The organism is Aliihoeflea sp. 40Bstr573 (genome assembly GCF_024105655.1).
Taxonomy (GTDB): domain Bacteria; phylum Pseudomonadota; class Alphaproteobacteria; order Rhizobiales; family Rhizobiaceae; genus Aliihoeflea.
This window is the reverse complement of record NZ_JAAAMH010000006.1, coordinates 151,838-166,635: the sequence shown is the minus strand read 5'-3', so window position 1 is coordinate 166,635 and position 14,798 is coordinate 151,838. Positions and strand designations below refer to the sequence as shown.

Annotated in this window: 13 protein-coding genes; 12 read left to right on the top strand and 1 reads right to left on the bottom strand. The window is 65.2% G+C overall.

Annotation, left to right across the window (positions count from 1 at the left end):
- Nucleotides 1–14: 14 nt before the first annotated feature.
- A complete protein-coding gene (locus tag GTK01_RS10170) occupies nucleotides 15–500 on the bottom strand; it encodes an Lrp/AsnC family transcriptional regulator (RefSeq protein WP_252925764.1) in 486 nt (161 codons plus the stop codon).
- A 122-nt stretch (nucleotides 501–622) separates the two neighbouring features.
- On the opposite strand from GTK01_RS10170, the gene hutH reads away from it, so the two are divergent.
- The 12 genes from hutH to GTK01_RS10110 all read left to right on the top strand — a co-directional run bounded on the left by hutH (nucleotide 623) and on the right by GTK01_RS10110 (nucleotide 14,794).
- The gene (gene hutH, locus GTK01_RS10165) at nucleotides 623–2,260 is read left to right on the top strand and encodes a histidine ammonia-lyase (protein WP_252925763.1); all 1,638 of its coding nucleotides are present in this window, start codon (nucleotides 623–625) and stop codon (nucleotides 2,258–2,260) included.
- A gap of 168 nt (nucleotides 2,261–2,428) precedes the next feature.
- On the top strand, nucleotides 2,429–4,489 hold the full coding sequence (locus GTK01_RS10160) for a TonB-dependent siderophore receptor (protein ID WP_252925762.1): 2,061 nt from the start codon (nucleotides 2,429–2,431) through the stop codon (nucleotides 4,487–4,489).
- 8 nt (nucleotides 4,490–4,497) lie between these two features.
- On the top strand, nucleotides 4,498–5,253 hold the full coding sequence (locus tag GTK01_RS10155) for a siderophore ferric iron reductase (RefSeq protein WP_252925761.1): 756 nt from the start codon (nucleotides 4,498–4,500) through the stop codon (nucleotides 5,251–5,253).
- Nucleotides 5,246–6,010, top strand: coding sequence for an ABC transporter ATP-binding protein (locus tag GTK01_RS10150; protein WP_252925760.1), 765 nt, complete (start codon nucleotides 5,246–5,248; stop codon nucleotides 6,008–6,010). The genes GTK01_RS10155 and GTK01_RS10150 overlap by 8 nt, the downstream gene beginning before the upstream one ends.
- 1 nt (nucleotide 6,011) lies before the next feature.
- Nucleotides 6,012–6,923: an iron-siderophore ABC transporter substrate-binding protein gene (locus GTK01_RS10145; RefSeq protein WP_252925759.1), complete on the top strand. Its 912-nt coding sequence runs from the start codon at nucleotides 6,012–6,014 to the stop codon at nucleotides 6,921–6,923.
- Nucleotides 6,920–8,878: a Fe(3+)-hydroxamate ABC transporter permease FhuB gene (fhuB, locus tag GTK01_RS10140; RefSeq protein WP_252925758.1), complete on the top strand. Its 1,959-nt coding sequence runs from the start codon at nucleotides 6,920–6,922 to the stop codon at nucleotides 8,876–8,878. Before GTK01_RS10145 ends, fhuB begins: the two co-directional genes overlap by 4 nt.
- A 104-nt stretch (nucleotides 8,879–8,982) precedes the next feature.
- Nucleotides 8,983–10,236, top strand: coding sequence for a PQQ-dependent sugar dehydrogenase (locus GTK01_RS10135; RefSeq protein ID WP_252925757.1), 1,254 nt, complete (start codon nucleotides 8,983–8,985; stop codon nucleotides 10,234–10,236).
- Between the two features lie 107 nt (nucleotides 10,237–10,343).
- Nucleotides 10,344–10,514, top strand: coding sequence for a hypothetical protein (locus GTK01_RS10130; protein WP_252925756.1), 171 nt, complete (start codon nucleotides 10,344–10,346; stop codon nucleotides 10,512–10,514).
- A 211-nt stretch (nucleotides 10,515–10,725) separates the two neighbouring features.
- Nucleotides 10,726–11,037 (top strand): bacterioferritin-associated ferredoxin, encoded by a 312-nt coding sequence (locus tag GTK01_RS10125; RefSeq protein ID WP_252925824.1) that lies wholly within the window; start codon nucleotides 10,726–10,728, stop codon nucleotides 11,035–11,037.
- Nucleotides 11,003–11,488 carry a bacterioferritin gene (bfr, locus tag GTK01_RS10120; protein ID WP_252925755.1) on the top strand — a complete coding sequence of 162 codons (486 nt, stop codon included), beginning with the start codon at nucleotides 11,003–11,005 and terminating at the stop codon, nucleotides 11,486–11,488. The genes GTK01_RS10125 and bfr overlap by 35 nt, the downstream gene beginning before the upstream one ends.
- Before the next feature lie 379 nt (nucleotides 11,489–11,867).
- Nucleotides 11,868–13,091 carry an ABC transporter substrate-binding protein gene (locus tag GTK01_RS10115; protein ID WP_371924312.1) on the top strand — a complete coding sequence of 408 codons (1,224 nt, stop codon included), beginning with the start codon at nucleotides 11,868–11,870 and terminating at the stop codon, nucleotides 13,089–13,091.
- Nucleotides 13,061–14,794 (top strand): ABC transporter permease, encoded by a 1,734-nt coding sequence (locus GTK01_RS10110; RefSeq protein WP_252925754.1) that lies wholly within the window; start codon nucleotides 13,061–13,063, stop codon nucleotides 14,792–14,794. Before GTK01_RS10115 ends, GTK01_RS10110 begins: the two co-directional genes overlap by 31 nt.
- Nucleotides 14,795–14,798: the final 4 nt, after the last annotated feature.

Here is a 14,798-nt window from a genome sequence, read left to right as displayed (position 1 = left end):
TGCTACCTGCCGCTCTAGCTTCGCCGGCCAAACCCGCCGATCGGCAGCTCGGTCGTGTCCTTGACTGCTTCGAGCACAAAGCTCGACCGCGTGTCCTGAACGCCGGGCAGGCGCAGGAGTACGGTCTGCGTCAGATGCGAATAGTCGTCCAGATCGCGCGCGACGATGCGCAGCAGGAAATCGTACTGTCCGGCGATGACGAAGCAGCCCGTGATCGCCGGCTCGCGCGCCACCGCTGCCTTGAAGCGCTCGACGATGGCCTCGCCCGCCACCTGCGGCACCTTGACCTCGACATAGGCCGTCAGTCCGACGCCCAGCTTGCGCTCGTCGAGAAGCGCGACGTAGCGCCGGATCAGGCCGTCCGCTTCCAGCTGCTTCACCCGGCGCAGGCAGGGGCTGGGGGACATGCCGATCCGTTCGGCCAGCGCCACGTTGGACAGGCTGCCGTCGCGCTGCAACTCGGCCAGTATCCTGCGATCGGTCAACGAAAGTTCGGTCATTTCATATGCATTTTCCGGGCAACTTCGCCTGTTCGTGACCCACAACCTGCATTCGTCGATCGAACTAAACAGAAAATGTGCGTCGGCGCGTCCTATCCTGCTGCAAACAGGAGGCGTCGGCAATGACCATCATCATCAACGGGCAGGATCTGAGCATTTCGAACATCCGCGCGGTCGCGCTGGGCGCGAAAGTGGCGCTGACCGACGATCCCGCGATCCTCGCGCGCATCGACAAGTCGCGCCAGATCATCGCCGGCGGCGTCGAACGCGGCGAGCAGATCTATGGCGTGACCACACTCTTCGGCGGAATGGCCGACCAATATGTCGGGCCGGATCTTCTCGCCGACGTCCAGCGCATCGCGGTGTGGCAACACAAGAGCACGACCGGCCCACGCCTTCCCGCCGCAGACGTGCGCGCGGCGATGCTGCTGCGCGCCAATTCCTTCGTCAAGGGCGCATCGGGCGTGCGCCGCGAGATCATCGATCGCTATCTCGCCTTCCTCAACGCCGGTGCGCACCCGCATGTCCACCAGCGCGGGTCCATCGGCGCCTCGGGCGACCTCGTGCCGCTTTCCTATATTGGCGGGGCAGTGATCGGGCTCGATCCGGCCTTCCTTGTCGACCTCGACGGCGAGACGCTCGACGCCCATGCGGCGCTTTCGCGCCTCGGCCTCCAGCCGCTCGCGCTCCAGCCCAAGGAGGGGCTGGCTCTCAACAACGGCACCGGCGCATGCACGGGCGTTGCCGCCAATGCGACGGCCCGCGCACTCGACCTCGCCTCGCTGGCGCTTGGCATCCACGCGCTCTACGCGCAGGCAATGCTTTCCACCGACCAGAGCTTCGATCCGTTCGTCCACGCGATGAAGCCGCATCCCGGCCAGATCTGGGTGGCGCAGCAAATGAGCCGCCTCGTCGCCGGTTCGGAGGTCATCCGCTCGGAGGCGGCCGGCGGGCGCAGCCATCGCATGGGCAAGCTGATCCAGGACCGCTACTCGCTGCGCTGCCTGCCGCAATATCTGGGGCCTGTCGTCGACGGCATCGCCATCGCCGCCCGCCAGATCGAGACCGAGGCGAATTGCGCCAACGACAACCCGCTGATCGACCCGGACACCGGCGAGATCTTCCACACCGGCAATTTCCTTGCGCAATATACCGGCGTCGCCATGGACGCGCTGCGCTACCATGTGGGCCTCATCGCCAAGCATATCGACGCGCAGATCGCGCTCCTGATGACGCCCGAATTCTCTTACGGCCTCAATCCCTCGCTCGTCGGCAACATGGAGGCCGGGATCAATGTCGGGCTGAAATCGCTGCAGATCGGCGGCAATTCGATGATGCCGCTGATGAGCTTTTACGGCCAGTCGATCGTCGACCGCTTCCCGACCCATGCCGAGCAGTTCAACCAGAACATCAACAGCCAGGCGATGAACTCCGCCAATCTCGCCCGCGAGACCATCGATGTCCTGGAGCACTATCTGGCGGTGGCGCTGCTGATCGGCGTGCAGGCGGTCGAGCTTCGCGCCAAGCTCGTCGCCGACAGTTACGACGCGCGCGCGATCCTCTCCGACGCCACGCAGCCGCTTTACCTGGCAGCGCGAAAGGCGGCGGGCGGTGTTCCGGATTCGGCCCGTCCGCTGCACTGGGATGACCTCGACGGCTTCATCCAGCCCAAGGTCGAGGGCCTCCTTTCGGACATCGCGGCAGGCGGCGCAATCACGCGCGCGGTCGCTGATGTTCGCTCCGCCTGGGCGGATCTGTGATGTCCGTGTCACAGGAATCACCTGCCCGACGAAGGCATGGCGCGCGCGTCCGCATTGAAAGTTGACACCATCTCTCAACAATAATAGCTGGACGAAGATCGTCCTACCCAGCAACCCGGCAAGGCACGCGGCGTAATTTTGGCTCAAGTGTTTTTTCCGGGGGACGGAATGAAGGTGCGTTTGGTGGCGGCTGCCGGTGCGGCGGCTTTGGTATTGGGGTCGGGCGCGCAAGCGCAGGATTCGACGGTTCTCGAAAGGCTCGTCGTCGAGGGCGGCGAGACACAGGAAACCGGCGGTCCGAAGGGTGAGACGATCGCGCAGGAATCGTCTTCGGCGACGAAGACGGGCACGCCGATCATCGAGACGCCGCGCTCGGTCAGCGTCGTCACCGAACAGCGCATCGCCGACCAGGGCATGCAGTCCGTGCAGGACGCGTTGATGTATACGCCCGGCGTCTTCGGCGCGACCTTTGGCTACGACACGCGCGGCGACTGGTCCTATGTGCGCGGTGTATCGCCGGTCCAGTACCGCGACGGGCTGCAGGAGATTTTCGGTTTCTACAACAATGTGCGCCCGCATCCTTACGCGCTGGAGCGTGTCGACATCGTCAAGGGTCCCTCTTCCACCCTGTACGGCCAGAGCTCCATCGGTGGCATCGTCAACCTGACGAGCAAGATGCCCGAGGCCGAGGCGAGCCGTGAGGCCTTCGTCGAATACGGTACGCACAACCGCAAGCAGATCGGCGTGGACATGACCGGCGCGCTCGATGCCAATGGCGAGTTCCTCTATCGCTTCGTTGGCGCCTTCCGCGATTCCGACACGCAGGTCGACTTCGTCGACGACAACTCCTACCTCTTCGCGCCGTCCTTCACATGGGCGCCGAGCGAGGACACCACCCTGACCGTCCTCTTCAATGCGCAGCGCAACGGATCCGGCACCTCGACGCAGTTCCTGCCCTGGCAGGGCACGATCTTCCCGGCCCCGAACGGTCAGATCGACGACAGCGTGTTCCTGTCCGAACCCGGCTTCGATCGCTACGACACGGAACAGAAAGCCGTCACCGCGATCTTCGACCACCGCTTCAACGAGGTCTGGTCGATGAGCGCCCGCGCGCGCTATTCGGACAGCAATGCCGAATATTACACGATGTACCCGTCCTACCCGCCGACCATCAATCCGGACGGGCGCACCATCAACCGTGTCGTCTACGTCTCGGAAGCCGACGTCGAGGCCTTCACCGGCGACGTGCGTTTCAACGCCAACACGTTTACCGGCGCGCTGGAGCACAAGATTGCCTTCGGCGTCGACCAGCAATACGTGAATCTCGGCAATTCCAGCTATTACGGCGCCGCTTCCCCGATCGATCTCTACGAGCCAGTCTATGGAAATCTGCCGGTCGTGCCGGGGCTGTCTCCACGCTCCGTCACCAACACGCGCCAGACCGGCTTCTATCTCAGCGACCAGATCCGCTATGATCGCCTGTTCGTCTCCGGCGGCTTGCGCTACGACATCGCGCGCAACGGCGCCGGCAACACCGACAATGTCCTGTCGAAGGATGTCGGTCTGCTCTACGCCTTCGACAATGGCATCTCGCCCTATGTCAGCTACGCTGAATCCTTCCTGCCGACTGTCGGAACCGACGCGTCCGGCAACCCGTTCCGGCCCCGGCGCGGCGACCAGATCGAGGCCGGCATCAAGTATCAGCCGGTCGGTTCGGCTTCGATCTTCACCGCATCCGTGTTCCAGATCGAGGAAAACGGCCGCCTCGTCGGCGACCCGGTCAATCCCGGCTTCCAGGCCCAGCTCGGCGACGTGACGATCAAGGGCTTCGAGCTCGAAGCGCAGACGAAGATCAACGAGGAGTTCGAGCTTCTCGCCGGCTATTCCTATCTCGACACGAAGACGTCGGCCGGCTTCCGCCTCGCCAGCACGCCGACCCATCTGGCGAGCGCGTGGGGCACCTGGCGCCCCGGCGGCGACTGGGAAGGCTTCAAGGCCGGCGCCGGCGTGCGCTATGTCGGTTCGAGCTTCGACGGCGCCGACAATATCAAGACGCCGTCCTATGTGCTGGCCGACGCCATGATCGGGTTCGAGGCGGAGAACTGGGACGTCACACTCAACGCCCGCAACCTCTTCGACAAGAAGCACATCACAACCTGCCTTGCGCGCGGCGACTGCTTCTATGGCGAGCGGCGCACCGTCGCCCTCAAGCTCACCTCGAAGTTCTAGAGGCGGGCATGGGCGTCGCGCTCGACAGGGCTCAAGCCGAGACCGCGTTCGTCGACGCGGTCCGGACAGCCCTGCCGGGCATCGACGCCGCGTTCTCCGCTACGCCTGCAGACTGGCTCGGCGCCGAGGACGACCGTGCCGTCGTTGCCCGCCTGCATGGCGAGATCGCGTCCGCCTACGCGCTCGCCGGCCGCGCCTATCACGCGGTCCGAAGCTGGTCGATGCTGGTCTGGCAACCTGCCATGGCCGGCGTCATGGCCGTTCATGGCCAGAATCTTGCCCTGCCCGTCGACCGGATGGGCCAGTGCGTCGCCAATGGCGGCGTCTACGGCTTTCGCTTGCCGGCCGGCCAGAGCCTGTGCGGCGACCTTGCCGACATGATCGACCTGACGGCGACCCGCATCCGCGCGATCGCCGATCATCTCTTCGCCGAACTTTGCGCCATCGCGCCGGTCAAGGAGAAGATCGCCTACCGGCTTTTGGCCGATCGCATCCTGGGAACGCTCGTTCACATCCACGCACACAAGCCCCACCTCGAAGTATGCGCCCACGCGGATCGCTGGCTCGCGGCTGCGGGTCTTTCCGGCATGAGCGCGCTTGCCGACGTGCGGCTTGCCAGCGGCGCGCTTCATCCCGTCCTCGACCGCAAGCAGTGCTGCCTCCACTATCTGTGCGAGCCCGGCACGCTTTGCCAATCCTGCCCGAAACAGCCCCGCGCTCTCCGCATGGAGCGCATGCAGGCCTATTGGAGCGCCCATGCTTGACCTGACCGACATCGAGATGCGCCATGGCGCGCGCACGGTTCTCTCCGTGCCCGAACTTTCCATCTCCGGCAGCGCGTTCACCGCCATCATCGGCCAGAACGGTTCGGGCAAATCGACGCTGATGAGCCTGATGGCGCGTCAGCAGACGCCCACCACCGGCCGCATTTTCCTCGACGGCTGCGATCACGGCCTCTCGCAACGCGACCTCGCCCGCCGCCTCGCATTCCTGCCGCAGCAGTTCGCCGACGTGCCCGGCCTTGACGTGCGCGAACTCGTCGGCCTCGGGCGCTATGCCTGGCGCGGAGCGCTGGGCATCTGGAAGGACGAGGACCGCCAGGCCGTCGAGGAGGCGCTTGCCGCCACCGACCTCACCGGCTTCGCCACCCGCATGGTCGATCACCTGTCCGGCGGCGAGCGCCAGCGGGCATGGATCGCAATGCTGATCGCGCAGCAATCGCCGCTCCTCCTTCTCGACGAGCCGACCTCGGCACTCGATCTCGTCCACCAGTACAGCGTCATGTCGCTCCTGCGCGCGCTCAACCGCTCCGCCGGCCGCGGCGTTGTCGTCGTCCTTCATGACGTCAACCTCGCTGCCCGCTTTTCCGACCGCGTCATCGCGCTCAAGGATGGCCGCATTGCCTTCGACGGCACGCCGGCCCAACTCATGTCGGGCCGTCTCCTGACCGAACTCTACGGCATCGACATCCGGCTTCTCGCCCATCCCGACGATGCCCACCCGATCGCGATCGTGGCCTGAGATGAATCCGATATCCCGCCGCGCCGTACTCGCGGCCCTTCTTGCCATGGCAACGCCCGCCCTTGGGCAGACGACGATCACTGACAGCCGGGGCACCCAGACATTCGACGAGATTCCGCAGCGCGTGATCGCACTGTCCTGGGCAGTCGTCGAACAGCTCGTCGAGCTCGACGTTCCGCTCCTCGCCGTCGCCGACCCGGAAGGCTACCGCCTCTGGGTCGTTCAGCCTTCTCTCGGGCCGGACGTGAAAAATGTCGGCCAGCGTAACGAGCCGAATGTCGAGCGCATCGCCGAACTGAAGCCGGACCTCATCGTCATATCCGACGATCAAGCCGAACTGGCGCCCGTGCTGGAGCGCATCGCGCCGGTCGTCCATTTCAAGCTGTTCAGCCTCGACCACGACAATGCCGAGGCCACACGCACGAGCTATCTGGAACTTGCCCGCCTCTTCGACCGCGAGCAGCTTGCCCGCGAGCGCCTCGCCGGGCTCGACGCGCATCTCGCCGAGCTTCGGGGAAAGGCCGAGCGTCATTTTGGCGGCGACCTGCCGAAGGTCACGGCGATCAGCCTGCTCGACCAGGCGCGAGTCAGGGTCCATGGCGGCAATTCGACGTCGCAGGCCGCCCTCTTGGCGCTCGGGCTGGAGCCCGCCTTCCCGCAGCCTGCAACGACGTGGGGCTTTGTGCAAAAGCGCGTCGAGCAGCTCGGCGCGGTGGAAGACGGCATCATCCTCAACATCGAGCCCTTCCCCGGTGCGGACGCGCTCTTCCCCTCGCCGCTCTGGAAGGCGATGCCCTTCGTGCGGGCCGGCCGCTTCGCCCGCGTCAAGCCGAGCTGGACCTTCGGAGGCGCATTCTCCGTCGGCTATCTCGCCGAAGCCTTCACCGAAGCGCTTTTGACCATCGACCCATGACGATGCGCATCGTCCTTTGCCTGGCCGCGCTTGTCGCCGCCACACTCATTCATCTCGGCATCTCGAGCCCGCTGCCGCTGGCGACGAAATGGGTGCTGGCGACGAGCGTAGCGCCGGACCTGTTCGAGGAAGTTCGCTTCTACCACTCGGTGCTGCCGCGTCTTGCCATGGCGCTTCTCGCCGGCGCCGCGCTCGGTCTGTCCGGCGCGATCATGCAGGAGGCAACGCAAAACCGCCTCGCATCGCCCATGACCCTCGGCGTTTCGGCGGGCGCGCGCGTCGGGCTCTATGCCGCGACTGTCTTCCTGCCAGGTCTCGCCGCCGCCTATGGCGAATGGTTCGCGCTCGCCGGCGCATCGGCCACCATGCTGCTCGTGCTCGCCATCGCGGGTCGGCAGGGCATCGGCGGGCTGCCGATCGTGCTCGCTGGCATGGCGCTCAACCTTCTGCTGTCGGCCGTGGCAGTCGTGCTCATCATCATGAACGAGTTCTACGTCCGCCACCTCTTCGTCTGGGGCGCGGGCGACCTGACGCAGATCGACTGGCAGGGCGTGTCGTGGCTGTGGCCGCGCCTCCTCCTCGCCCTGCCTTTCGCGCTGCTCCTCGCGCGGCCGCTCACTCTCCTGCGGCTCGGCGAGCAGGGTGCGTCAGCGAGGGGCGTGCCGATTATGCAGGTGCTCGCCCTGGCGCTGCTTGTCGCGCTGTGGCTGACCGCAACGGTCGTCGCCATCGTAGGCGTCATCGGCTTCATCGGGCTCATCGCGCCGAACATCGCGCGGATGGCCGGGGCGCGCTCCACGCTCGACCGGCTCGTCACCAGCATCGCGCTGGGCGCAGCCCTCATGGTCGGCACCGACGCCGTCGCGCTTTACGGTTCAAACTTCACCTCCGACATGATCCCGAGCGGTGCCACCGCCGCGCTCGTCGGTGCGCCCGCGCTGGTCTGGCTCGCCGCCTCGCAAATGAAGGCGCGCGATCACTTGCGCTTCTTCCTGCCGAAGGGGCGCGATCGCATGTCCGTGCCCGCGCTCGGCCTCCTCGCGCTCGTCACGGCCGGTATCCTCGCCGCCTCCTTCGCCGTCGCCGTCACTGGTGAAGGCTGGCGCGTCGAATGGCCGAGCGAACTCGTCTTCGCGCTGCGCTGGCCGCGCATCGCCGCCTCCGCGGCTGCCGGCGTCGCCATGGCGATCGCGGGCGTCGTCCTTCAGCGGCTGATCCGCAACCCTCTCGCCAGCCCCGACATCATGGGCATGACCTCCGGCGCCACGCTCGCGCTGGTCGCCAGCGCCATCCTTGCCGGCGGTTCGATCCACGACGCCGGCACCGGCGTCGCCGTCCTCGGCAGCGCCACGGTGCTCGGCCTGCTCATCCTCTTTGGCCGGCGCGCCGACTATGCGCCGGGCATCATGGCGCTCGCCGGCATCTCGCTCGCCGCGCTTCTCGACGCCATCGTGCAGTTCGTCATCGCGCGCGGCGGCGAGGAGGCCTTCGCCATCGTCGGCTGGCTGTCCGGTTCGACCTACCGCGTCCAGGCCGACGAAGCGATCTTCCTCGCGATATGCGCCGCCGCATTCCTGGCGCTCGGCCTTCTTGCGCGCCGGCCGCTCACACTCATCATCGCCGGCGACACGCTCGCCGGCTCGCGCGGCCTGTCCGTCCCCGCCGCCCGGCTTGGCATGCTGGTCTTTTCCGCCACCGTCACGGCAGCGGTCACCTCCGTCATGGGCCCGATCGCCTTCGTCGGCCTGATCTCGCCGCATCTCGCCTCGCTTCTGGGCGCACGCCGCGCGGGCCACCAGCTGGTTGCCGCCGCGCTGATCGGCATGTCGCTTCTCACCGTTTCAGACTGGCTCGGGCGTTCGGTGCTCTATCCGGCGCAGCTTCCCGCCGGCACGATCGCTGCGATCATCGGCGGCAGCTACTTCATTCTGCTTCTGGCCCGCCGTCCCCGCTGAGCCGCGCGCAATCGCCGCAATAAAACAAGTGTGATCCTGCGCGGGGCAACATGCGCTGCTCCGCTTCGTTGAGTGGCAACCATGAAACCAAAGGGAGCACGCTCATGTCCATCCTAACGACCCGCCTTCTTGCCTCGACCGTTCTGGCCGTCGGCCTGATCACCGGCCCCGCCCTTGCGCAAGATGCCACCAATGCAAACACCGAAACAGGCCCGGTCGAAACCGCCGCACCAAATGCGCCGGATCAGGAACCTGCCTTCCCCGAGCAGACGCGTGCCGACCAGCCGGCTGACATGCCCGAGCTCGATGTCCAGACTGTCGCCGAGGACCTGCCTCACCTTTGGGCGATGGAATTCATGCCGGACGGGCGCATGCTCGTCACCGCCAAGGAAGGCGCGCTGCACATCGTAACGCCGGAAGGCGAGGTCGGGCCCGAAATCTCCGGCGTGCCCGAAGTCGCTGCGGCCGGCCAGGGCGGCCTGCTCGACGTGATCCTCGCGCCTGACTTTGACGAATCCAACCGCATCTTCTTCTCCTTCGCCGAACCGCGTGAAGACGGCAACGGTACGTCCGTCGCCTCCGCCACGCTCGTCACCGACGAGGAAAACGGCGGCGCGCTCGAGGATGTCGAGGTCATTTTCCAGCAGATGCCAAGCTATGACGGCGACAAGCATTTCGGCTCGCGCCTCGAAATCAGCGAGGACAATGCGCTCTATATCACCGTCGGCGAGCGCTCCGACGAGCCGATCCGCGATCAGGCACAAGAGCTGGAAAGCGGGCTTGGCAAGATTTTCCGCGTCACGCTCGACGGCGAGCCTTTCGAAGGCAATCCCTTCATCGACGAAGAAGGCGCCCAGCCCGAAATCTACAGCTACGGGCACCGCAACCTCCAGTCCGCCACGCTCGACGCCGAAGGACGCCTTTGGACGGTCGAACACGGGCCGAAGGGCGGCGACGAACTGAACATGCCGGAAGCCGGCCTCAATTACGGCTGGCCGATCATCACCTACGGCGTCGCATATAGCGGCCAGCCGGTCGGCGAAGGCATCACCCAGATGGATGGCATGGAACAGCCCGTCTACTATTGGGACCCCGTCATCGGCCCCTCGGGCATGGATGTCTACGAGGGCGAGGAATTCCCCGAATGGGAAGGCGCGATCCTCATCGGCGGTCTCGTCACCGAAGGTCTCGTCGTCCTCGAAATGGAAGGCGACCAGGTTGCGACCGAAGCGCGCATCCCGCTCGAAGCCCGCATCCGCGATGTCCGCGTCGGCCCCGACGGCGCCGTCTATGCGGTGACGGAGAACCGCAACACTGGCGCGTCGACCATCCTGCGCATTGCCCGCGCGGCGAACTGACATCCTCAGGCATGAGACTGGAAAGGCGGCTCCCTTGAGGCCGCCTTTTTCATGACTTGGAACAGGCAGCACTTCACTCGCGTTTTCTTGCGTAAAGGAGCCGAGCCATGTTTGAGTCCTTCGAATGGTCCTTCACGACCGTCCTCGCCCCGATCGTCCTGGCCGCGGCAATCGCCTATGCGCTCTTGACGCGCCGACGCCTTTCGCGCAGGGAGCGCGAGGAGCAAATCCGCGGCACGCACGAGCAGTACCGCGACGAGACCGACACGCGTCCTTAGAACGATTCCAACTTGATCAATTCAGTCAGGTTTGGATTGACAAGCAGTTCCTGAATGCTTTTGTAAGGGAAAGCGGCCCCGGTCGAGGGGGTCGCTAGGCGAAGTCCGGGCCTTGAACCCGGGTGGAGCGCTGCGATGTCCCGGAGAATCATCGGGCCGTCATGCCTCACCCGATCCGGACGAGCCAGTCATGGTCAGGGTCGCGCTCGCAATGCTTGTCTGTAGCTGCAACATCATCACGCTCAAGGAAATCGAGGCGGCGATCGTCTCGCTCCTGGATTCCGATCCGTGGCAGCTCATCGTGCCGGCCAAGGTCTATCATTCGCTCCAGCAGCGCGGTCGCTGCTGCGGCTGCTTCCCGAACGTCGTCGAGACGATCATCCGTGTCACCGAGGAATATCATCGGCGATCGGTAGACAGCGGCGACGAGGTCGTTACATATCTGGATCGCGTGCGCAGTCTGCGCGATCAATTCGGGAGCATGAGCCATGAAGGGCGAACCAAGGATCATCGAGCGGCTTAACGAAGCCCTATTTCTGGAACTCGGCGCGGTAAACCAGTACTGGCTGCACTATCGGCTCTTGGATGATTGGGGATATGGCAAGCTCGCCAAGAAAGAGCGTGCCGAATCGATCGAGGAGATGCATCACGCCGACAGGATCATCGAGCGTATCATCTTCCTCGAAGGTCATCCGAACTTGCAAAAGGTCGGCGCCCTGCGCATCGGGCAAAACGTCAAGGAAGTGCTCGAGGCTGACCTTGCCGGTGAATACGATGCCCGCACCTCCTATAAGAAGTCGCGCGAGATCTGCCAAGAGATGGGCGACTACGTGACGATGAAGCTGTTCGAGGAACTGCTGGCCGACGAGGAAGGTCATATCGACTTCCTCGAGACACAGCTCGAACTGCTCGAAAAGCTCGGTGACGAGAAGTACGGCCAGCTCAATGCCGAGCCGGCCAACGACGCCGAGTAATTCTCGACCAAATCTGTACAAAGGGCGGTCCTCGCGGCCGCCCTTTATCATTGTTTATAGAGCGCCTAGCCTCCATCGGCTAACTCCCCCGGGCACCTAAGACAGTCACGTCGCCATCCGGGCGGAGAATATTTATTGATCGACCTTTGCGACGCCGCTTTAACTTATCTTGCAAACCTGAACATCTTTCAGTGGCTTGGCCTCGCCGCCGCCGTGGCCGCCGTCGTCTGGTCGGTTTGGTGGGCTCGCCAGCCAGACAACTGACTCCCATCCGCCTCACGCCAAGGTGAGAAATCCCGCCGGCTTCGTGCGTTGACGCGCGACGCGGCCCCATGCTCAATCGGGAACGTCTCAACCCGGCCGATGATGGGAGTGCCCGGTGATCCATCGCCTTCTTGCTGCTGCGGCCTTGGTCGCGGTCGTTGTCGTTGCGCCGGCAGGTGCCGAACCCAACCTTGACGATTGGGATGAAGTGGTCGAGGCTGCGCGCGGCCAGACCGTCTACTTCAACGCCTGGGGCGGATCGCCGAACATCAATTCCTATATCGAGTGGACGGCCGGAGAACTGGAAAAGCGCTACGGCATCGAACTCGTCCACGTGAAGCTCGACGACACCGCCAATGCCGTCGCAACGGTTGTCGCCGAAAAGGCCGCCGGGCGGGACGAGGGCGGCACGATCGATCTCATCTGGATCAATGGCGAGAATTTCGCCTCGATGAAGGAGCAGTCGCTCCTGTTCGCGCCGGGCTGGGCCGAAGATCTGCCCAACTGGCGCTTCGTGGATTTCGAGAACCAGTCCACCATCCGAACCGATTTCACGGTGCCGGTTGAGGGGCTTGAAAGCCCTTGGGGCATGGCGAAACTCGTCTTCTTCCACGATACCGCCAAAACACCCTCCGATACCTTGCCGCAGTCCGCCGACGAGCTTCTAGAATGGGCGCGCGAGAACCCCGGCCGATTCTCCTATCCGCAACCGCCAGATTTCATCGGCTCTTCCTTCATCAAGCAGGTCCTTTCGGAAAAGGTCGAAGACCGGTCCGTCCTGCTGGAGCCGGTCGACGAAGTCAGCTTCGATGCCGTCACGGCGCCGGTGTTCGAATATCTCGACCAGCTTCATCCGCTGATGTGGCGGCAAGGACGCGCCTATCCGCAAAACTACCCGGCCATGAAGCAGCTTCTGGCCGACAATGAGGTCGACATCATCTTCGCGTTCAATCCGGCGGAAGCGTCTTCCGCCATTGCCAATGGCGAACTGCCGGACACAGTGCGGTCGTTCACCTTCCCCGGCGGCACGCTCGCGAACACGCATTTCGTGTCGATTCCGTATAATTCGTCGGCAAAGGAGGCAGCGCTCGTCACTGCCGATTTCCTGCTGTCGCCGGAAGCCCAGGCCCGGAAACAAGACCCGGCGGTCTGGGGCGACCCGACCGTTCTGGCAATGGACAAGCTTGAAGACGCCGACCGCGCACGGTTCGAAGCGCTCGACCTCGGCATCGCGACGCTGTCGCCCGACGAGCTTGGCCCGGCTATCGATGAGCCACATCCAAGCTGGATGGACCGGCTCGAGGACGAATGGCGCCGGCGCTACGGCGTCGCCAATTGATCCAGCCGCAGGACGGCGTCGCGCGCGTCGCGCGGCTCGGTCCCCCGCTCACGCTCGCGATCCTCGCCGGGCCCATCCTCGCGGGCCTTGCAGGCACCCTCTTGCCGGCCTTCGGCTATCTGCCGGCGCTGGGTGGCGCGCGCCTGACGACTGATGCCTTTGCGGCCCTCTTCGCCGCACCCGGCATCACCCGCTCGGCAACGCTCAGCCTTTCGACGGGTCTCGTTTCGGCGGGCCTGTCCCTTCTCATCGTCATGGTCTTCGTCGCTGGCTGGGCCGGGACGCGCTCTTTCGCCCGCGTCCAGGCGATGATCTCGCCGCTCCTGTCGGTGCCCCACGCGGCGGCCGCCTTTGGCTTCGCCTTCCTCATCGCGCCCTCCGGCCTTCTTGCACGGCTCATCTCGCCCGGCCTCACCGGCTGGACGCGCCCGCCCGACCTCCTCGTCCTCAACGATCCGGCCGGACTGGCCCTGATCGCCGGCCTCGTCGTCAAGGAAGTGCCATTTCTTCTCCTGGTAACGCTCGCGGCCCTGCCGCAGGTCCGGCTGAGAGAGACGCGCGCGCTGTCGGCCGCGCTCGGCTACGGGCGCATCGCCGGTTTTCTTTATCTCGCCTGGCCCGCGATCTACCGGCAGATCCGGCTCGCGGTGTTCGCCGTCATCGCCTTCGCCGCCTCTGTCGTCGATGTCGCCATCATCCTTGGCCCCGGAACGCCGGCGACGCTCGCCGTGCGGCTCGTGGGGTGGATGAACGATGCGGACCTGTCGATGCGCTTCGTCGCCGCTGCCGGTGCGCTGTTGCAACTGGCCGTGGTGCTGGCTGCACTCCTCATCTGGATCGTCATCGAGATTGCTTTTGCCCGACTGCGCGAAGTTCTCGCAGCGCGCGGGACGCGCCTGCGCCATGATGCCGGCCTTCGCCACGCCGCGCTCGGCCTGATGACGCTGTCGGGCGGCATCGTGCTGGCCGGCCTTGTCGCGCTCGGCCTTTGGTCCGTCGCGGGTCTTTGGCCATTTCCGCAGCCCCTGCCCTCGACCTTCATGCTCAAGCCATGGATGGAGGCGCTGCCGCGCGTCGCCGGGCCGCTGGCGACCACCCTTGCCGCCGCAGCGCTATCGACCCTGATCGCCATCCTGCTCACATTGCTCTGCCTCATGCGTGAGGGGGACACCGGCCGCTCGGGCGGACGCAAGGCTCTCGCTTTCATCTATTTGCCGCTGATCGTCCCGCAGGTCGCATTTCTGTTCGGGCTGCAATTCCTGTTCTTGTCGGTCGGCTTCGTCGCCAGCTTTTCGGCGCTGGTGCTGGCGCATCTCATCTTCGTCCTGCCTTACGTCTTCCTGTCGCTCTCCGATCCGTGGCGCGCTTTCGACCGGCGCTACGAAGCGGTCGCCGCAGGCCTCGGCAAGCGTCGCCTGCGCACGCTGCTCGCCATACGCCTGCCGATGCTGGCGCGCCCGATCCTGACCGCCGCCGCCGTCGGCTTCGCCGTGTCGGTGGGGCAATACCTGCCGACGCTCCTGATCGGCGCCGGGCGCCTGCCCACCATCACCACCGAAGCCGTCGCGCTCGCCTCGGGCGGTGCGCGACGCACGATCGGCATCTACGCTTTTCTGCAGATGCTCCTGCCCGCCATCGGCTTCGCCATTGCGATTTGCGTGCCGGCCCTGCTATTTCGCCATCGCCGCGCCATGCAGAGCTGAGAGA